Genomic DNA, 19181 nt, shown 5'->3' with positions numbered 1-19181 from the left:
ACGCTGCACAAGCAAACGCCCCGACTGGTTCGGGGCGTTTTGCTATCCGCAGAAAACCTCCTGGTTGCCGCTACCGGGCACCAGTGCTAGGTTTTAGCCCACGCCGGTGTAGCTCAGTCGGTAGAGCAGCGCACTCGTAACGCGAAGGTCGCAGGTTCGATTCCTGTCTCCGGCACCAGTTATAGGGTTTAGCCTGAGCGTTGAGAGTTCAGGGTGGGCATTCACCAGAGTTCATTCTGGACGCTTCAGAGTTTGCTGTTTTATTCAGTTAAGCACTCTTGTAGTTGGTTGTTTAAGTGCGCCTCATATTTTATGGGTGTTTATGCGTAAGAGATGTTTTCCTCAACTAATCTTCTCTCGTCTGTACCCTGCATAACATATTTAAGCTCTATAGCGTCTTCGGCGCACAAGTAACGCTGGCTTTTGTGTCAGCGGAAAATTTGCGCTCAGTTGCCCATGCTAATGCTTGATGCTGTCCGTGATTCAGGTGGTGCCCGTGAAGGCTATTGCCCATAATGACGCCTGGGAATCATGGAGTGTTCAGTGTGAAGACGTGGAAGTTGGCTTTAATCGGAGTCGTGTCGCTGTCCCTTGCCGCCTGCGAGAAGCAGCCAGCTTATGAGTTTGAAGGAAAATATTTTGCAGCCGAAGGCGACGCATGCACCACGCCAACCAATGCGAAAGACCTCGAACAATATTTCTTGGAAATAACCAAGGAGGTACAGGGCGGAAGTGTGCTGTATTCCGCTAAGTTTCCTTCGGCTGCAAGTGCCAAACTGCCTATTGTCAGTGCGCAGAGTGTCTCGCCAGTTGATAATCAACTCACGTTCAACTTTGCGGAAGCTAAGGTGTCCAGGCCCCTTCCGGGGAATTCAAAGTTCAATATCGTGGTGTCTGTCATTCCTAATCAAAGCAAGGAAGGGCATCTATGGTTGGTTAAGGCCGGGATGCTCATTACCCGCGATGGGGAAGTTCAGGAATACGATATTCTTGATAACCTAAGAAGGTTTATCGAGGTCGGGAAAACAGGCGCTTGCTTGAGAAAAGCAACAGCAGCAGGCTGAGCGTGACCCCATCTGAGCCAACCGACTCATCTTGGTTCTTTACCCCGGATTCGCTTTCTGTCTCCGCCACAAGATGCATAAGACCAAGCCCGCTAGCTGCGGGCTTGGCGTTTCAAGTCGCGGTTTATTTCACCCTGCTGCTGAGATCGTTCACGCTGCGCTTGAGCTCCTCGATCGTTCGGGCCTGATCACTGATGGTGCTCTGCAGCTTCTCCATCTCGGTATGGGTGCTTTTCAGCTGGTCCTGCAGTTTCTCCAAGTCAGCGCTGCTGTAGCCTGAGCTATGCAGCGTGTAGGTTCCGTGGGCGTCGCGATGGATGACCCCGAGCTGATCGGAGGACGAGGAACTGCTGCCCTGGTAATCAATGGCCGCCAGGGCCGGCAGGGGGAGTGCCATGCTACCGAGCAACAGCGCCGTCATGCTGATTGAAAGGAGGGCTGACGCTGGCTTTGAACGACTGGGCATCACTGAGCTTCCTTGTGAAGTGCCGATATGGCACATCGCTATGACTGCATGGATGACACCTGGTTCCCGCAACCTACCTGGCAGCCCTGCCATATCGAAACGGAAACGGCTGGTTTTTCAGTAAAGGCTGCATCGAGTCATATAAATCCTCGGGCAAAGGTCCTATATTCGGCTTCTGTCTGAGTACCAGCATGCTGTTTTCAGATGATCCCGAATGGTTCTGCAGGCCCGATAGATCAAGGCTTCAACGGTTTTTCGGCAGAGAGATCCTGACGATACAGATCCATCCTCCATTCCCATGATCAGAGAGAACGAGATGATTCCTAAAGAAGCGAGAATCGACGTAGCGCTTGAACGGTACCTGGCTGCCACGCCTTCCTTGCAAGAGGAAATCAGCGCCCTGAGCCCCGAAGAGCAGAAGCAGCAGGCGCAATGGGCATTTGAGGACGAGGCGGAGTCACGCGGCATCGAGCCGTGGGAACTGGTGCTCGATCTGGTGGCCGAGAGCCCGGAAGAGCTCAAGGCCATGCGCCTGGAAGTGCATCAGGAGGTTGCTGAAGCACTCGGCATGGACCTCCAGGACTACCTGGAACTCAACGAAATAGACGCTTGAGCGCAGCGGCAAGTCGCAAGCTTCAAGCTGCAAGTGTCTTGTAGCTTGAAGCTTGCCGCTGCTCCTCAGAGACTCAGGCGCATCGACAGGTCCAGCGCCTTGACGTCCTTGGTCATGGCACCGATGGAGATGTAATCCACCCCGGTTTCGGCAATCGGACGCAGGGTGCTTTCATTGATCCCGCCGCTGGCTTCGAGCTTGGCCTTGCCGGCATTCAGGCGTACGGCCTCGCGCATGTCATCCAGGCTCAACTCGTCGAGCATGATGATGTCGGCACCGGCAGCCAGGGCTTCCTTCAGCTCTCCCAGGCTTTCCACTTCCACTTCCACCGGCTTGCCCGGGGCAATCCGGTGGGCGGCGCTGACCGCCTGGGCGATGCCACCGCAGGCGGCGATATGGTTTTCCTTGATCAGGAAGGCGTCGTACAGGCCGATGCGATGGTTGTGGCAGCCGCCGCAGGTCACCGCGTATTTCTGCGCCAGGCGCAGGCCCGGCAGGGTCTTGCGGGTGTCCAGCAGCTTGACCTGGGTGTCGCCGACAAAGTCGGCCAGGTAGCGCGCGCGCGTGGCCACCCCGGACAGCAGCTGCAGGAAGTTCAGCGCGCTGCGTTCGCCGGTGAGCAGCGAACGGGCCGGGCCTTCGAGGTGGAACAGTGCCTGGTTGGGCACCACTCGCTCACCGTCGGCCACTTGCCAATGCACCGCGACCCGTGGGTCCAACTGGCGGAACACCGCATCGACCCAGGCAGTACCCGCAATCACTGCGGCTTCGCGGGTAATGATGGTGGCTTTGGCCAGGCGTTCGGCCGGGATCAGTTGCGCGGTGATATCGCCGCTGCCGATGTCTTCCAGCAGCGCACGGCGCACGTTGGCTTCGATTTCGGCGGTCAGGTCGGCGAGGCGTAGATTCGGCATAACGGACTCCACAAACAAAGTGCGCCGATTATAGGGGCATGGGATCGGCGAACCCAAGGTACCGAGTACCGGCAAGCGCTTGGCGAACCTGTCTCTCGTCGAATTGTCCCAAGGCTAAGAGGGGCTTTTCTCGGACAGGTGGAGGTTATTTCTGGGCTGGCGACAGAGTCTGCTGGCGTAAGAGGGGACTTTTACAAGATAATATGACTTGTAATTGACGTCATAGCTTTGACGTATCTTTGGCTCCCCCTTAATTGAAGTACAGCGCCGTGCCTTGTCCTGCGCTGAACAGCCGACTGTGAACGTCGTCGGCTCGACTGAAACTTGATCTCGAACCGAAGAATCACCTTTCCAGGAGGCTTGGATGCACAACGACGGGAATGTAGTGCCTTTGCACAAGGCGGCTACAGATCAGGCGAGCGCTTCGCCGCTTGCCCGCCTGCCGGTGATTCTGCTTCAGGTTCGTGACAAGGCCGCCCAGCAATTGCGCCATGGCTTGCAGGAGTTGTTCGATAACGCCGACGACACCCTGTTCGAAATGGCTGACCGGGCGCAGAGCAATGTCGAGCAGAACATCCTCTTTGAAGCCATGCGCGACCTGCGCCTGAAGCGCAAGAGCATCGAACGCGGCTTCCTGGAAAAATTCTCCGAGGCCTTTGCCGGCCTGGTGCAATACGACCCGGCCCAGGCCATTCCCCATGGCGTGGCCTACGCCTTTGCGGCTGAACCTTCCCAGGATGACCTGGAAAAGAAACTGGCCGTGGAGGCCATGGTGGCCAAGGTGCTCAACCGCGACGGTTTTGCCTTGGGGCAATTGAGCGCGCGCCTCGGGGTGCTGTTGGGCCGACGCCTTATGGATGGGCAGAACCCACTGGGGCCAGCACTGCTCTGTGAACACTTCCTCCAGGCCGGGCGCAGCCTGGGTGTGGGGATCAAGGTCAAGCTGATCATCCTCAAGCTGTTCGAGCGCTATGTGCTTAGCGATGCCGAGCAGCTGTATGGCGAGGCCAACCAACTGTTGATCGCCACCGGCATTCTGCCGGAGCTGATGCCGGCACCGGCCCGGCGAGTCAGCGACCATGCTCGCTCCGAGACCCAGGAGGCCGCTGCCGAAGGTGGCATGCTCAAGCCCGGGCAAAATCCCATCGACGAAAGCGTGCAGGAAGTCTTCGCCGCCCTGCAGACCCTGCTGCTGCGAGTGCGTGGCAGCGTCGCCCCGACCCTGGAAGCCAGCGCCGAAACCCAGCCGATCTCCACCCGCGACCTGCTGCGCCTGCTTTCGCACCTGCAGCAATATGTGCCGGCGCCCAGCGCCCAGGACGATTTCGACCTGCGCAACCAGCTCGAACAATTGCTTACCCGGGTCAGCGTCAAGAGTGGCAAGTCGCGGGTGGTGGATGTGGCTGATGAGGACGTGATCAACCTGATCGCCATGCTTTTCGAGTGCATCCTCGACGACCGCAACCTGCCTGCATCGCTCAAGGCCCTGATCGGTCGCTTGCAGATTCCCATGCTCAAGGTGGCGGTGCTGGACAAAAGCTTCTTCAGCCGCGGCAGCCATCCGGCCCGCCGCCTGCTCAACGAGATTGCCGCCGCCGCCATGGGCTGGGGCGCTTGCGACGACCACCAGCGCGACAGCCTGTACCTGCGCATCGAACAGGTGGTGCAGCGCCTGCTGAGCGAGTTCAGCGACGACCCGGCGATCTTTTCCGAACTGCTGGCGGATTTTCTTGCCTTCACCGCCGATGAGCGCCGCCGCGCCGAGTTGCTCGAACAACGCCTCCGCGATGCCGAAGAAGGCCGGGCCCGGGCCGAGCTGGCCCGTCGGCGGGTCGAGCAGGTGCTTAACCAGGCCTTGCTGGGCAAGGTGCTGCCGCACAAGGTGGTGGATTTTGTGCGCGACGCCTGGAGCCAGGTGCTGCTGTTAAGTTGCCTCAAGCACGGTGATGGTTCGCTTGAATGGCAGAGCGCCGAGCAGACCCTGCACGACCTGATCTGGAGCGTGCAGCGCCATGAGCAGCCAGACAGCGCCATGCGCCTGCTGGCCCTGGTGCCGGGGTTGCTCAAGGGCTTGCGTGATGGCTTGAGCAACGCGGCGTTCGATCCGTTCGCCACCAGTGAGTTCTTCAGCCAGCTGGAGTTGCTGCACCTGCAAGCGTTCGAACACCAGGCCCTGGCCGAGCAGCAGCGCAGCGTGGCCCTTGAAGCGCAAGCTCCGGAGATGGTCGTGGTGGCCCGGGAAATTGTTCTCCCTTCTGCCGAGGAGGGGCCTCTGGAGGCCGCGCCCCTGGTGTTGCCGGCCAATGATCCCAGCGTGCTGCAAGTCGATCAGTTGCGGCTCGGCGCCTGGGTCGAATTCCAGGAAGATGAAGACAACAGCCTGCGCTGCAAGCTGGCGGCCATAGTGCCCCATCCGGTGGCCAAGTATGTGTTCGTCAATCGCACCGGGCTCAAGGTCCTGGAGCGCACGCGCATGGGCCTGGCCCTGGAGTTTCACCGCGGCGCGGTGCGCACCCTGGACGATACCCTGCTGTTCGACCGAGCCCTGGAGTCGGTGATCGGCACCTTGCAGCGGCTCAATCACGGCAAGTGATCGCAACCTGGGGGGCGAACGCGGCATACTGGGCCACTCAAGGCTTTAGTTGAAGGAATAGGTATGCGGCTGGACCCTGCCACGGGTTGGTGTGATGGCGTACGGCATTGCCCGTCAGCCAATTTCAATGAGCGTCCGGCGGGCGAGATCTCCCTGCTGGTGATCCACAACATCAGCCTGCCGCCGGGGCAGTTTGGCACCGGCAAGGTGCAGGAATTCTTCCAGAATCGCCTTGATGTCACAGAGCATCCCTATTTTGCCGGGATCGCCGACTTGCGCGTGTCCGCGCATTTTCTGATCGAACGTGACGGCACGGTCACCCAGTTTGTCTCCTGTCTGGAGCGGGCCTGGCATGCCGGGGTGTCGAGCTTCGAGGGGCGCGAGACCTGCAATGACTATTCCTTGGGCATCGAGCTCGAGGGCACCGACGAGTTGCCCTTCAGTGACGCCCAGTACCAGTCCTTGATTGCCCTGACCGCACAATTGCAGGCGGCCTTCGCCGCCATCACGCCACAACGGATCTGTGGCCATAGCGATATCGCGCCCGGACGCAAGACCGATCCGGGCCCGGCGTTTGACTGGGCACGCTATCGTGCCGCCTTGAACAAGGGGGAAGGAGCATGAGTTTTCTGGTGTTGCTATTGGCGGTGTGGGTCGAGAAGTTCTCGGCCTTGCGTCAGCGGATTCAGCGCGACGGCTGGTGGCTGGGGCAACTGGCACGGCTGGAAGCCACGGCGCGCCTGGGCGCACGTCCCTGGCTGCTGCTGGCGCTGCTGGTGCTGCTGCCGGTGACGCTGCTGGGTTTGCTGCTGCTGGTGCTGCAACCCTTGGCCTACGGCTTGCTCGCCCTGCCGGTGCACCTGCTGGTGGTGATCTATGCCCTGGGGCGTGGCGACCTGTTGGCCGGCCTCGGGCCCTTTCGTGATGCCTGGCGCCGCGAAGACCTGCAAGCCGCGCTGCACGTGGCCAAGCGCGACCTGGATATCTGTGCCGACGATGGCGAGCAACTGCTGGAACGGGTCCAGGGCCACCTGCTGTGGCAAGCCTTCCAGAGCTTCTTCGTGGTGATTTTCTGGTACTTCCTGCTAGGGCCGGTGGCGGCCCTGAGCTACCGCCTGCTGGCCCTGGCCGCCGAGCACGGCAAGAACCCGGCCCTGGTGGAGCGTGCGGCGCAGTTGCGTCATGCCTTCGACTGGCTGCCGGTGCGGCTGCTGGCGGCCAGCTTTGCCCTGGTGGGCAACTTTGTCGCCGTGAGCCGGGTGATGCTCCACGAACTGCTCAACTGGCACATCAGCGCCGCGCAACTGGTGGGCAAGGTCGGCCTGGTGGCCGCCGAGATCCCACCACCGGTGACCGGACCCGAAGGCATCAACAGCCTGGACCGCATCTGGGAGCTGCTGCTGCGCGCGGCAGTGCTCTGGTACGCCGGCTTTGCCCTGTGGACCGTCCTCGCCTGAGCCCGCCCCTGGCTTATGGTGGCGAGGGAGCTTGCTCCCGCTGGGCTGCACGGCAGCCCATCCCCACACCGCGAGGCAAACCTGGCGACGGTGGAGCCGTCGAACGGGAGCCAGCTCCCTCGCCACCTGGTGGGCATTTCCCGGGCTGCGCAGCGCACCCCGCCAGTGGTTAACTTTAAGTTACAAAACCTCCCCCGAAATTGAGCTATACAGACGGAGCGCCGAATAGTGGCCCTGTGCTGCCTTCGCCTGCCTGCCAATAAAAATAAAAGAAAAAGGGAGACTTCCTTGTGAAGAGTTTGCTCTATCCCGCTGTCGCGCTGATGAACCGCCTGAGCTTCGGCATGAAGTTCAGCCTGATCAGCGTGCTGTTCTTTGTTCCCATGCTGGTGACCAACTTCTACCTGGTGCGCGACTCCTACCGCGAATTCCAGGGCACCCAAGTCGAGCTGCAGAGCCTCGACCTGCTGGGCAGCAGCCTCAGCCTGCGGCGCGACCTGGAGACCCTCAACAACCTGGTGCAGATCAACGCCAGCCTCGGCCAGTCCGACAAGGCCCGGGACCTGGAAGGCAAGATAGTCGCCCTGGAAAAATCCGTGCTCGAACACCTGCAGGCGTTGCAGGCGGTCACCGTCGACCCGCAGCAGGTGGAGGTGTTCAACGCCAAGCGCGATGAGCTGGTGGTCGCCTTCAAGGCCCAGCAGGTGGAGCGTTCGGTGCAAGACAAGAGTGCGCTGATCGGCAAGCTGGTGACCAGCGCGCAGATCTTCAGCCAGATCATCGCCAGCCAGTCCGGCCTGAGTCGCGATGGCCAGAGCGATATCCGCCAGCTCAGCGAACTGGTCACCAGCGTCACGCCGAAAATCACCCAGGTGCTGGGCGAAGGCCGAGCCATGGGCGCCTATTCCCTGGGGCTGGGTTTTCTCAACTCCTCGTCCAGCACCCGTTTCGATGAGCTGCAGGTGCAGATCGAAAAGCTCCAGGCCGAATATGCCCTCAAGCTGCAGGATGCCCTGGGCTCCAGCCGTGCCGCCCACGACAGCCTCGACGGGCTGGCCAATGCCAGTCGCGCCAGCCTCAAGCAGGCCAGTGAAGTGTTCGAGGAACAGGTGGTGATGGCCGACACCCTGGATGCGCCCTGGCAAGCCTTCTACGACAAGATCAGCGGCCTGATGGCGCAAACCTACCAGCTCAACGAAGGCACCCTGAAATTCCTCGATGTCGAACTGCAACAGCGCCTTGAGCAGAACCGCAGCCATATGCTGTTGCTGGTGGCGGCCCTGGCCCTGGTGTTTCTCTCCATCGTCTACCTGTACGGCGGTTTCTACCTCTCCACCCGCACCACCCTGCGGCGCCTGGGGGCGATGATGGACACCGTGGCGGCCGGGGACATGACCGTGACCTTCACCGCCCACAGCCGCGATGAACTGGGGGAACTGGGCAGCGTGTTCAATGGCACGGTGCGCAAGATCCACGACCTGATCGAACGCGTGGGCCACACCGTCAGCGAAGTGGAGCGCCAGGCCGGGCAGGTGGAAAACGTCTCGGCCCAGAGCAACCAGGCGGTGGCTGGCCAGCGCAGCCAGATCGAGCAGGTGGCCACTGCCATGAACCAGATGTCTGCCACTTCCCAGGAAGTGGCCCGCAGTGCGGCGGCGGCGGTCAGCAGTGCCCACAGCGTCAATCAGGAAACCGTCAATGGTCGCGGGCTGGTGGAGTCGCAACAGGGCAGCATTGCCCGGCTGGCCAGCGAGATCGACCAGTCGGTGCTGGTGATCAATCAGCTGGCCAGCGACAGCCAGTCCATCAGCCAGGTGCTGGAAGTGATCAAGAGCATCGCCGAGCAGACCAACCTGCTGGCGCTCAATGCCGCCATCGAAGCGGCCCGGGCCGGCGAGCAGGGCAGGGGCTTTGCCGTGGTCGCCGATGAGGTGCGCACCCTGGCCAAGCGCACCCAGCAGTCCACCGAGGAAATCGAGGCGATGATCAGCAAGCTCCACGGTGGCGTCAGCGCCGCAGTCAAGGCCATGGGCAGCAGCCACGCCATGGCCAATGGCACCGTGGATCAGTCGGAGAAGGTGCAGCAGGCACTGGAAAACATCCTCGGCGCGGTGGGCATGATCGTCGACCAGAACCAGCAGATCGCCGCCGCGGTGGAGCAGCAGACCGCGGTGGCCCACGATATCGACCAGAACATCGTCGAGATCAACCGTGCCGGCGAGCGCACCGCCGAGGGCGCGCACCAGACCGAGAACGCCAGCCGCCAGTTATCGGTCCAGGTGGTGCAGCTCAAGCAGTTGATTGGCGCCTTCCGAGTCTGACCCTCTGGCCCAGGCGAAGCCCGCAGCAATCGGGGGCTTCGCCGGCTCGCCAACAACCTGTAGTAATTAAGTGCTTTGTTTGGTGTGTGTTTCCTGTTTCCCTGCGTGTCCGTTTTTGAGCGCCCCACCTGGGGCGGCTCGACCAGACCGCCAGGGTTTGCCCCTTGGCTTCAGGAAATACGCTGATGACCGCCACCTCTGGAGTGCTGGGCCGCTGTGCCCATTGCCAGACCCTGCTCGACCTTGCGCCCTGGCACCTCAATGCCATGGCCATGCGTGAGCCCTTCGCCTGCAATCACTGCGGCAAAGCCTTGAAACTCGACTGCCCGGAACAGCTCAAGCGCCTCAAGACCCTGGGCTCCATCGCGACCTTGCGGGCCATGCTGATCGTGCTGTGCGCCACGGTATGGCTGGTGACCCTGGTGCTGGAGTGGATAGGGTTGGTGAGCCTGGCTCAGCAACTCTGGATCTCGGCGTTGATGTTGCTGGGTTACCTGCTGCTGATGGGCCAGGCCCGGCGTCGGCAGCGCCGCCCCTTACTGCTACAGGCCGCCTGAGGACCAGCCGAACAGTTCGCAGGCGTTGCGGGTGCTGGCGCTGGCCAGTTGTTCGGGCGCGATGCCGATGATGTCTGCCAGGGCGGCGCAAATCGCCGGCAAGTGCTGGGGGCTGTTGCGCTGGCCGGGAAACATGGCCGGGGCCATGTCCGGCGCATCGGTCTCCAGCACCAGGGATTCCAGCGGCAGCTCGGCGATCACCTTGCGCAGGCGCAGGGCTTGAGGCCAGGTGGCCGCACCGCCCAGGCCCAGCTTGAAACCCAGCTTGAGGTACTCCCGGGCTTCCTCGCGGCTGCCGGCAAAGGCATGGATGATGCCGCCGCGCTTGAGCTTGAAGCGCTTCAAGGTGGCGATCACTGCCGCATGGCTGCGCCTGACATGCAACAGGGCCGGTAGCTGGAAATCCGCCGCCAGCTGCAACTGCGCCTCGAACAGCGCCTGCTGGCGCTCGCGGTCCAGTTGCGGCAGAAAGTAGTCCAGGCCGATTTCGCCCACCGCGCACACTTGCCGGTGCCCCGCCAACCGCGTCAGCCAGTCCCCCAATTGCTGCAGATGTTCCGGTTGGTGGTCGTCCAGGTACACCGGATGCAAGCCAAAGGCGGCGTATAGCTGGGCATCGCTTTGCACCAGGTCCCAGAGCCGCTGCCAATTGGCTTGATACACCCCCAGCACCACCATGGGCCCGACGCCCTGGGCGCGGCTGTTTGCCAGCAGCGCCTCACGGTCGTTGTCGAAGTCGGGAAAATCCAGGTGGGTATGGCTGTCGATCAGCACCACGGTTCAGCCCTGCAGGATGCGCTGCTTGAAGGTTCGGGCAATGGCCTGCACGCCGGGCTGATAATGGCCTTCCTCGATGGCCGCCAGGGCCAGTTGCAGGGCTTTTTCGGCAATCAGCTGATGCTGCTGGGCCATGGCGTTCACCGGCAGCGGCAGGAAATCCAGCAACTGGGTATCGCCAAAGGTGCCCAGGCGCAGCGGCCGGGATTTCAACGGGAAGTCGTGCAAGGCATCGAACACCCCCTGCAACAGCACATAGGAGGTGGTCACCAGCGCGTCCGGCAAATGCCCCAGGCGCTGCAGCAACTCCTCCATCAATTGGCGGCCGCAGTCGCGGCTGAACGCCTCGCCGTGCTCCACCAGCACCTGCCCGCCAAAACCTTGCAGGGCCTGGCGGAAACCGGCGGCGCGGTCTTGGCTGATGCTCAGTTCCGGGCGCGCGCCCAGCAGCACTATCTGCCGGGGTTCGGGTTGCAGCAGGCTCTGGGTCAGTTGCAGGCTGGCCTGCTGATCGTCGCTGATCACCGAGCAGAACTGCTCCGGCGGCATCATCCGGTCGATGGCGATTACCGGCAGGCCCTGAGCCTGCAATTGCTGATAGCTGTCATCTTCCGGCGGCAGGCAACTGGCGACGAACAGCGCATCGCAACGCCGTGCGCGAAACAGCTGGAGCAACTGGCGCTCGCTGTCCGGGGCGTCGTCGGAACTGGCGATCAGCAACTGATAGCCTCGAGCCCGGGCGCCTTGTTCCAGCAGCTTGGCGATGCGCGCGTAGCTGGGGTTCTCCAGGTCCGGAAGAATAAAGCCCAGGGTTCGGGTGCGGCGGCTGCGCAAACCGGCGGCCTGGGGATTGGGGGTGAAGCCGTGCTCGGCCACCACTGCCCGCACCCGTTCCACGGTAGCGTTGCTGATGCGTTGCTGTTCGGCCTTGCCATTGATGACATAACTGGCGGTGGTGACGGACACACCGGCCAGGCGAGCGATATCACTGAGTTTCAACCCGGGATTTCCTTGTTTTTGGTGCTTGCCCCGATATTTTCGCCAATCCTACCTGATCTGGGCAGGCGACCAACGTCGGAAGCGGCAACCGACCGGAAGGACTTCAAGGCGCTGAGATTATCGAGTAATTTAGCAATCTGGCTAGATTAAACGTTTCAGCAAGCGTATTTTTCAGACTTTGACCCAAACGGGAAAATGCCCCTGCCAGGCCCCGAGTCCCGTTTGTGGCAGTAAAGCCGCCTAGGCTGCTTACTTACAACAATACCTAGCGCCGCTCCCCGCGCTAAATAGGAGAAGTCATGCTCGAGCTCACTGTAGAGCAGATATCCATGGGCCAATCGGCTGTGGATAAGTCCGCGGCGCTGCATTTGCTGGCCGACAAACTGGTGGCCGACGGCCTGGTGGCCGGTGGTTACCTGGCCGGCCTCGAGGCCCGCGAAGCCCAGGGCTCGACCTTTCTTGGCCAGGGGATTGCCATTCCCCATGGCACCCCGGAAACCCGCGACCAGGTGTTTGCCACCGGCGTGCGCCTGCTGCAGTTTCCCGACGGCGTGGATTGGGGCGACGGGCAGATCGTCTACCTGGCCATCGGCATCGCGGCGAAATCCGACGAGCATTTGCGCCTCCTGCAACTCTTGACCCGCGCCCTGGGTGAGACCGACCTCGGCCAGGCCCTGCGTCGTGCCAGCTCCCCTGAAGCCCTGCTCAAGCTGTTGCAGAGCGCGCCCCAGGAACTGGCGCTGGATGCGCAGATGATCGGCCTCGGGGTCGCGGCGGAAGATTTCGAAGAGCTGGTGTGGCGCGGTGCCCGCCTGTTGCGCCAGGCCGATTGCGTCAGCAATGGTTTTGCCGCGGTGCTGCAACAAGTGGATGCGCTGCCCCTGGGCGATGGCCTGTGGTGGCTGCACAGCGAGCAGACCGTGCTACGCCCCGGGCTGGCCTTTGTCACCCCGGAACAACCCATCCGTTACCTGGGCCAGCCCCTGAGCGGCCTGTTCTGCCTGGCCAGCCTGGGGGAAGCCCATCAGGCCTTGCTGGAACGCCTGTGCGCGCTGTTGATCGAGGGCCGGGGCCAGGAACTGGGCCGCGCCACTAGTAGCCGCGCGGTGCTGGAAGTGCTCGGTGGCGAACTGCCGGCCGACTGGCCCAGCGCCCGTATCGCCCTGGCCAATGCTCATGGCCTGCATGCGCGCCCGGCCAAGGAGCTGGCGCAGTTGGCGAAGAACTTCGCCGGCGAGATCCGCATCCGTATCGCCGATGGCAAAGACGCCGCTGTTTCGGTGAAAAGCCTGAGCAAGCTGCTGAGCCTCGGTGCCCGGCGCGGCCAGGTGCTGGAGTTGATCGCCGAACCGAGCATTGCCGCCGATGCCTTGCCCGCGTTGCTGGCCGCCATCGAGGCTGGCCTGGGGGAGGAGGTCGAGCCCTTGCCGGCAGTCAGCGCTCCCTGGCACGAGCCGCAAGAAGTCGTCGAGCCGCTGAGCGCCCCGGCTTCCGGCAGCCTGCTCCAGGCCATTGCCGCGGCCCCCGGCATCGCCATCGGCCCGGCCCATATCCAGGTCCAGCAAGTGATCGATTACCCGCTGCGGGGCGAGTCCACCGCCGTCGAGCGCCAGCGCCTGCAGCAGGCCCTGGCCGAGGTGCGTGAGGATATCCAGGGGCTGATCCAGCGCAGCCAGGCCAAGGCCATTCGCGAGATCTTCATCACCCACCAGGAAATGCTCGACGACCCCGAGCTGACCGACGAAGTGGACACCCGCCTCAAGCAGGGCGAAAGCGCCGAAGCGGCCTGGATGACCGTGATCGAAGCTGCCGCCAAACAGCAGGAGGCGCTGCAGGACGCGCTGCTCGCCGAGCGTGCCGCCGACCTGCGGGACATCGGCCGCCGGGTGCTGGCCCAGTTGTGCGGCATCCAAACCCCGGCCGAGCCGGAGCAGCCCTACATCCTGGTGATGGACGAAGTCGGTCCCTCTGATGTTGCGCGCCTCGATCCGGCGCGCGTGGCGGGGATTCTCACCGCCCGGGGCGGCGCCACGGCCCACAGCGCCATCGTTGCCCGGGCCCTGGGCATTCCGGCCCTGGTGGGCGCGGGTGCCAGCGTGCTGCTGATCAAATCCGGCACGCCCTTGCTGCTGGACGGCCAGCGCGGCCGCCTGCACGTGGACGCCGACCCGGCCACCCTGCAACGGGCCGCCCAGGAGCGCGACCACCGCGAACAACGGCTCAAGGCCGCCGCCGAGCAACGCCATCAAGCGGCCCACACCACGGACGGCCACGGGGTCGAGGTGTTCGCCAATATCGGTGAAAGCGCCGGGGTGGCCGCGGCTGTGGAAAACGGCGCCGAAGGCATTGGCCTGCTGCGCACCGAGCTGATCTTCATGGCCCACCCCCAGGCCCCGGACGAAGCCACCCAGGAAGCCGAATACCGTCGCGTGCTCGATGGCCTGGCCGGGCGTCCGCTGGTGGTGCGCACCCTGGATGTGGGGGGCGACAAACCGTTGCCTTACTGGCCCATCGCCAAGGAGGAAAACCCCTTCCTCGGCGTGCGCGGCATCCGCCTGACCCTGCAACGCCCGCTCATCATGGAAGCGCAGTTGCGCGCCTTGTTGCGTTCGGCGGACAACCGGCCGTTGCGGATCATGTTCCCCATGGTCGGCAGCGTCGAGGAGTGGCGCCAGGCCCGGGACATGACCGAGCGCCTGCGCCGGGAAATCCCCGTGGCCGACCTGCAACTGGGGATCATGATCGAAGTGCCTTCCGCCGCCTTGCTGGCGCCGGTGCTGGCCAAGGAAGTGGACTTCTTCAGTGTCGGTACCAACGACCTCACCCAGTACACCCTGGCCATCGACCGTGGCCACCCGACCCTTTCCGCCCAGGCCGATGGCCTGCACCCGGCGGTGCTGCAACTGATCGACATCACCGTGCGCGCCGCCCATGCCCACGGCAAATGGGTTGGCGTGTGCGGCGAGCTGGCGGCCGACCCATTGGCGGTGCCGGTGCTGGTGGGCCTGGGGGTGGATGAACTCAGCGTTTCCGCACGCAGCATCGCCGAGGTCAAGGCGCGGATTCGCGAACTGCGCCTGACCCAGGCACAAACCCTGGCGCAACAGGCCCTTGCCGTCGGTAGCGCCCATGAAGTGCGCGCCCTAGTGGAGGCCATGTAATGGCGAAAATTCTCACCCTGACCCTCAACCCGGCGCTGGACCTTACGGTTCAGATGGCGCACCTGGAAGTGGGGCAGGTCAACCGCAGCGACGCTATGCACACCCATGCCGCCGGCAAGGGCGTGAACGTGGCCCAGGTGCTGGCCGACCTGGGCCATCAACTGACCGTCAGCGGCTTTCTCGGGGAAAACAATCCACAGGCCTTCGACGCCTTGTTCGCCCAGCGCGGTTTTGTCGATGCCTTTATCCGCGTGCCCGGGGACACCCGCAGCAATATCAAGCTGGCCGAAGGCGATGGCCGCATCACCGATATCAACGGCCCTGGGCCGCAGGTTAGTGAAGCCGCGCAACAGGCCCTGCTTGAACGCCTGGAGCAGATCGCTCCAGGGCATGACGCGCTGGTGGTGGCCGGCAGCCTGCCACGTGGGGTCAGCGTCGAATGGTTTCAGGGGCTGCTGCTGCGCCTGAAAAGCCTGGGCCTGAAAGTCGCCCTCGACACCAGCGGCGCCGCCTTGCGCGCCGGCCTGGCGGCAGGCCCCTGGCTGGTCAAGCCCAACACTGAAGAACTGGCCGAGGCCCTGGGCAGCCCAGTGGTTTCAGTGGCGGGCCAGGCCGAGGCCGCACGCCAGCTGCACGCCCAGGGCGTGGAGCATGTGGTGATTTCCCATGGCGCCGAGGGGGTCAACTGGTTCAGCGCCGCGCCGTCCCTGCAGGCCCTGCCGCCCAAGGTCAGCGTGGTCAGCACCGTGGGCGCCGGCGACTCGCTGCTGGCGGGCATGCTCCATGGCCTGCTCAGCGCCCAGCCTTTCGAGCAGACCCTGCGCACGGCCACGGCGATTGCCGCCATGGCCGTGACCCAGATCGGTTTCGGCATCAGCGACAGGGCGCAACTGGCCCGGCTGGAGCAGGGGGTGCGCGTGCATCCCCTCCTAGAACAATAAGAGGGTTGCCCATGAAGTTAGCCATAGTTACCGCCTGCCCCAACGGCATGGTCACCAGCCTGCTCAGTGCCCGCCTGCTGGATGCCGCCGCCCAGCGCCAGGGCTGGAGCACCAGCGTGGAAGTGCAGGCCGAGGCGCACCCGGAGCGCCGACTTTCTGCGGCCACCATCGAGGCCGCCGAGTGGGTGCTGGTGGTCAGCACCGGGCCTGTGGACATGTCGCGTTTCGTCGGCAAGCGGGTGTATCGCAGCAGCCCGTCCCAGGCCTTGCAGGATGTGGATGCGGTGCTGCGTCGTGGTGCCGAAGAGGCCCAGGTGCATGTAGCCGCCCAAGCCAGTGCCGAGCCTCCAACCGAGACTGGCAAACGCCCCCCGCGCCTGGTGGCAATCACCGCCTGCCCCACCGGCGTGGCCCATACCTTTATGGCCGCCGAGGCCCTGCAGCAAACCGCCAAGCGCCTGGGCTACGAGCTGCAAGTGGAAACCCAGGGCTCGGTGGGCGCACGCAATCCGCTCAGCGCCCAAGCCATTGCCGAGGCCGATGTGGTGCTGCTGGCGGCGGATATCGAAGTGCCCACCGAGCGTTTTGCCGGCAAGAAAATCTACCGCTGTGGCACTGGCGTGGCCCTGAAACAGTCCGAGGCCACCCTCAACAAGGCCCTGGCCGAGGGCCGGCTGGAGTCTGCCGCGCCAGGCGCCCAGGCCCCGGCCAAGCAGGAGAAGACCGGGGTCTACAAGCACCTGCTGACCGGCGTGTCGTTCATGCTGCCGATGGTGGTGGCGGGGGGGCTGATGATTGCCCTGTCCTTTGTCTTCGGCATCACCGCGTTCAAGGAGCAGGGCACCCTGGCCGCGGCGCTGATGCAGATCGGCGGCGACACCGCCTTCAAGTTGATGGTGCCGTTGCTGGCCGGCTACATCGCCTATTCCATCGCCGACCGCCCGGGGCTGGCGCCGGGCATGATTGGCGGGATGCTCGCTAGCACCCTGGGCGCGGGTTTTATCGGTGGCATAGTCGCCGGTTTTCTCGCCGGTTATGCGGCCAAGGCGATCAATAAATATGCGCGCCTGCCGCAAAGCCTGGAGGCCTTGAAGCCGATCCTGATCATCCCGCTGCTGGCCAGCCTGTTTACCGGGCTGGTGATGATCTATGTGGTGGGCAAGCCCGTGGCGGGCATGCTTGAAGCCCTGACCCACTTCCTCGACAGCATGGGCACCACCAACGCCATTCTGCTGGGGGTGTTGCTGGGCGGGATGATGTGCGTCGACCTGGGCGGGCCGATCAACAAGGCCGCCTATGCCTTCTCGGTGGGGCTGCTGGCGTCCCAGAGTTACGCGCCGATGGCCGCCACCATGGCCGCGGGCATGGTGCCGCCCATTGGCTTAGGGATTGCCACTCTTATTGCCCGGCGCAAGTTCGCCCAGACCGAGCGCGAGGCCGGCAAGGCGGCCTTGGTCTTGGGCCTGTGCTTTATCTCCGAAGGGGCGATTCCCTTTGCCGCCAAGGACCCACTGCGGGTGATCCCGGCGAGCATCGCCGGCGGTGCTCTGACCGGGGCCTTGTCGATGTATTTCGGCTGCAAGCTGATGGCGCCCCACGGTGGGTTGTTCGTCATGCTGATTCCGAATGCCATCAACCATGCGGCGCTGTACCTGCTGGCGATAATCGCCGGCAGCCTGCTCACTGCAGTGGTGTATGCCCTGGTCAAGCGCCCTGAAGCCGTAGAGCTGGCCCTGCAACCCGCCGCCTCGTAGGAGCCGGCTTGCCGGCGAATAGGTTCCTGAGCCCTGCGCTGTTCCGGCCGACGCCTTCGCTGGCAAGCCAGCTTCTACGGTGAAGGTGGCCTCACAGCGGGCTTATTGCGGCTTTTATCGGCGGCTATCGTCGGGCAAGTCTCTTTCTTTTGTAAGGGGTTTCCGAGACACTCCCAGGCGCTTGCGGCTGGGTACTCGGCTTACTAGGCTCGGTTCGTCACTGACTGTTCAGTGATCGGGTTTAGCAGCTCGATAAGTCTCAGACGTATAAGCGCTATCTCTTCTTGGCCGGGTCTTATTCTGGCCAGCTTGTTATGGCGGCTGTACGTGGGGCACCTTCGGGTGCGCCGGGTTCCTGAGCCCTGGTCTGCTAACCCGCGTCCAGCTGCCACCTTTCGTTTAGCAGCGTTGGGTGAAGGCTCCATTGCTCGGGAGCTACACCATGAAAAAGATCGTCCCCGATCCGCCTGTTAGCCGCCCTTTCTCACGCCGTAATCCCGCCCACGATCTGGCCAACCAAGCGGTGCGCCATGCCCTGGCCAATACCGGCATAAATGGCTCGTTGATCTCGACGCTGCAACCCACCGCGGCCGGCCCAGCAGGCCCCGACAACCTCTTCAGCGTGCGCCCCGGTATCAGTGCGGAAGAAGCGCTGATTCATGTGTCCATGCTGCTCAAGTCTGCCGAGGAGGTGTCGGATGAAATCACCGAACACGCCAGCGGTATCGAGCGCGGTCTGATCTGGTCCTTGGTGCATTCAGTGGAAATGGCCCGAGGCGTGGTGGATGCCTTGCTCGATGGCAATCGCCACGCTCCCGGTTGATATCGACTGTGGCGAGGGAGCTTGCTCCCGCTGGCGCGCACCGCGCGCCCATGGCCAACCCCCGCAGCCTGCCAGGCCGACCGCGCATTCAGCCGTGACGGCCGCTGCGCAGCCGAGCGGGAGCAAGCTCCCTCGCCACAGCCATCTTTTCATCACTCGCGACTATTGCCGTAATGGATCGCTTCCAGCGCTGGCAAGCCAGCGCCCACGGAGAAAACGTCCTCACATCGGGCTTATTGCGGCTTTTATCGGCGGCTATCGTCGGGCAAGTCTCTTTCTTTTGTAAGGGGTTTCCGAGAGACTTCCAGGCGCTTGTGGCTATCTACCCAGCTGACTAGTCTCGGTTCATCACTGCCTATCAGTGATCGGGAATAGCAGCCCGGGTCGAACGCAAGCGATGCCATCAGCACTGCAGGTTTGCAGTGTTCTGTTATGGCGGCTGTGCGTGGGGGCGCTTTCGGGCGCACCGGTTCCTCGACCCGGTCTGCTAGCCCGCGTACAGCCGCCACCTTTCTGAGCGTCTAGCAGCGTCGGGTGTGGAGGCTTCATCGTCGAGGAGCTACACCATGAAAAAGATCGTCCCCGATCCTCCTGTTTCCCATTCTTCTTCCCGTCGTAATCCCGCCCACGATCTGGCCAACCAAGCGGTGCGCCATGCCCTGGCCAATACCGGCATAAATGGCTCGTTGATCTCGACGCTGCAACCCACCGCGGCCGGCCCAGCAGGCCCCGACAACCTCT

15 protein-coding genes, 1 tRNA gene and 1 pseudogene are annotated in these 19181 nt (G+C 63.2%); 13 read left to right on the top strand and 4 right to left on the bottom strand.

From position 1 onward, the window contains the following. Window positions 1–102 precede the first annotated feature (102 nt). Window positions 103–178 (top strand) — tRNA-Thr (locus J4P02_RS24750). A gap of 367 nt (window positions 179–545) precedes the next feature. Next, window positions 546–1064, top strand: a complete 519-nt coding sequence (locus J4P02_RS24745) for a hypothetical protein (RefSeq protein WP_426195235.1) — start codon at window positions 546–548, stop codon at window positions 1062–1064. A gap of 124 nt (window positions 1065–1188) precedes the next feature. Here J4P02_RS24745 and J4P02_RS24740 read toward each other — a convergent pair whose 3' ends face one another. Further along, on the bottom strand, window positions 1189–1530 hold the full coding sequence (locus J4P02_RS24740; RefSeq protein WP_426195233.1) for a hypothetical protein: 342 nt from the start codon (window positions 1528–1530) through the stop codon (window positions 1189–1191). Window positions 1531–1846: 316 nt separating this feature from the next. On the opposite strand from J4P02_RS24740, the gene J4P02_RS24735 reads away from it, so the two are divergent. Beyond that, complete coding sequence (locus J4P02_RS24735) at window positions 1847–2143, top strand: DUF6388 family protein (RefSeq protein ID WP_426195231.1); 297 nt, start codon at window positions 1847–1849, stop codon at window positions 2141–2143. Between the two features lie 65 nt (window positions 2144–2208). Here J4P02_RS24735 and nadC read toward each other — a convergent pair whose 3' ends face one another. Next, window positions 2209–3057: a carboxylating nicotinate-nucleotide diphosphorylase gene (gene nadC, locus J4P02_RS24730; protein ID WP_426195229.1), complete on the bottom strand. Its 849-nt coding sequence runs from the start codon at window positions 3055–3057 to the stop codon at window positions 2209–2211. A 364-nt stretch (window positions 3058–3421) separates the two neighbouring features. Here nadC and J4P02_RS24725 point away from each other — a divergent pair, with 364 nt between their 5' ends. From J4P02_RS24725 to J4P02_RS24700, 6 genes and pseudogenes are all read left to right on the top strand, one after another. Beyond that, window positions 3422–5650, top strand: a complete 2229-nt coding sequence (locus tag J4P02_RS24725; protein WP_426195227.1) for a DUF1631 domain-containing protein — start codon at window positions 3422–3424, stop codon at window positions 5648–5650. A gap of 63 nt (window positions 5651–5713) precedes the next feature. Next, window positions 5714–6274 (top strand): 1,6-anhydro-N-acetylmuramyl-L-alanine amidase AmpD, encoded by a 561-nt coding sequence (ampD, locus tag J4P02_RS24720; protein WP_426195225.1) that lies wholly within the window; start codon window positions 5714–5716, stop codon window positions 6272–6274. Then, window positions 6271–7107, top strand: a complete 837-nt coding sequence (gene ampE / locus J4P02_RS24715) for a regulatory signaling modulator protein AmpE (RefSeq protein WP_426195223.1) — start codon at window positions 6271–6273, stop codon at window positions 7105–7107. Before ampD ends, ampE begins: the two co-directional genes overlap by 4 nt. Window positions 7108–7430: 323 nt before the next feature. Beyond that, a pseudogene (locus J4P02_RS24710) lies at window positions 7431–8522 on the top strand (methyl-accepting chemotaxis protein); the annotation flags it as partial. Next, on the top strand, window positions 8499–9428 hold the full coding sequence (locus tag J4P02_RS24705) for a methyl-accepting chemotaxis protein (RefSeq protein ID WP_426195417.1): 930 nt from the start codon (window positions 8499–8501) through the stop codon (window positions 9426–9428). The pseudogene J4P02_RS24710 and the gene J4P02_RS24705, both read left to right, overlap by 24 nt. Window positions 9429–9613: 185 nt before the next feature. Next, the gene (locus tag J4P02_RS24700) at window positions 9614–9985 is read left to right on the top strand and encodes a hypothetical protein (protein ID WP_426195221.1); all 372 of its coding nucleotides are present in this window, start codon (window positions 9614–9616) and stop codon (window positions 9983–9985) included. On the opposite strand, the gene J4P02_RS24695 is transcribed toward J4P02_RS24700, so the two are convergent. Both J4P02_RS24695 and cra read right to left on the bottom strand, forming a co-directional pair. After that, window positions 9971–10762 (bottom strand): TatD family hydrolase, encoded by a 792-nt coding sequence (locus J4P02_RS24695; RefSeq protein WP_426195219.1) that lies wholly within the window; start codon window positions 10760–10762, stop codon window positions 9971–9973. The two genes, J4P02_RS24700 and J4P02_RS24695, sit on opposite strands and share 15 nt — an antisense overlap. Before the next feature lie 3 nt (window positions 10763–10765). Continuing rightward, the gene (gene cra, locus J4P02_RS24690) at window positions 10766–11761 is read right to left on the bottom strand and encodes a catabolite repressor/activator (RefSeq protein WP_426195217.1); all 996 of its coding nucleotides are present in this window, start codon (window positions 11759–11761) and stop codon (window positions 10766–10768) included. A gap of 299 nt (window positions 11762–12060) precedes the next feature. Between cra and ptsP the strand changes: the two genes are divergently transcribed. The 4 genes from ptsP to J4P02_RS24670 all read left to right on the top strand — a co-directional run bounded on the left by ptsP (window position 12061) and on the right by J4P02_RS24670 (window position 18440). Further along, on the top strand, window positions 12061–14922 hold the full coding sequence (gene ptsP, locus J4P02_RS24685; protein ID WP_426195215.1) for a phosphoenolpyruvate--protein phosphotransferase: 2862 nt from the start codon (window positions 12061–12063) through the stop codon (window positions 14920–14922). Next, window positions 14922–15863, top strand: a complete 942-nt coding sequence (gene pfkB / locus J4P02_RS24680; RefSeq protein WP_426195213.1) for a 1-phosphofructokinase — start codon at window positions 14922–14924, stop codon at window positions 15861–15863. The genes ptsP and pfkB overlap by 1 nt, the downstream gene beginning before the upstream one ends. 11 nt (window positions 15864–15874) lie before the next feature. Beyond that, window positions 15875–17617: a PTS fructose-like transporter subunit IIB gene (locus tag J4P02_RS24675; RefSeq protein ID WP_426195211.1), complete on the top strand. Its 1743-nt coding sequence runs from the start codon at window positions 15875–15877 to the stop codon at window positions 17615–17617. A 442-nt stretch (window positions 17618–18059) separates the two neighbouring features. Then, the gene (locus J4P02_RS24670; RefSeq protein WP_426195209.1) at window positions 18060–18440 is read left to right on the top strand and encodes a DUF6124 family protein; all 381 of its coding nucleotides are present in this window, start codon (window positions 18060–18062) and stop codon (window positions 18438–18440) included. Window positions 18441–19181 lie beyond the last annotated feature (741 nt).

It is taken from the genome of Pseudomonas sp. NFXW11, from assembly GCF_049887815.1.
Classification (GTDB): Bacteria; Pseudomonadota; Gammaproteobacteria; order Pseudomonadales; family Pseudomonadaceae; genus Aquipseudomonas.
Note: the sequence above shows the minus strand (reverse complement) of the source record. Positions and strands in the feature narration are given on the sequence as shown.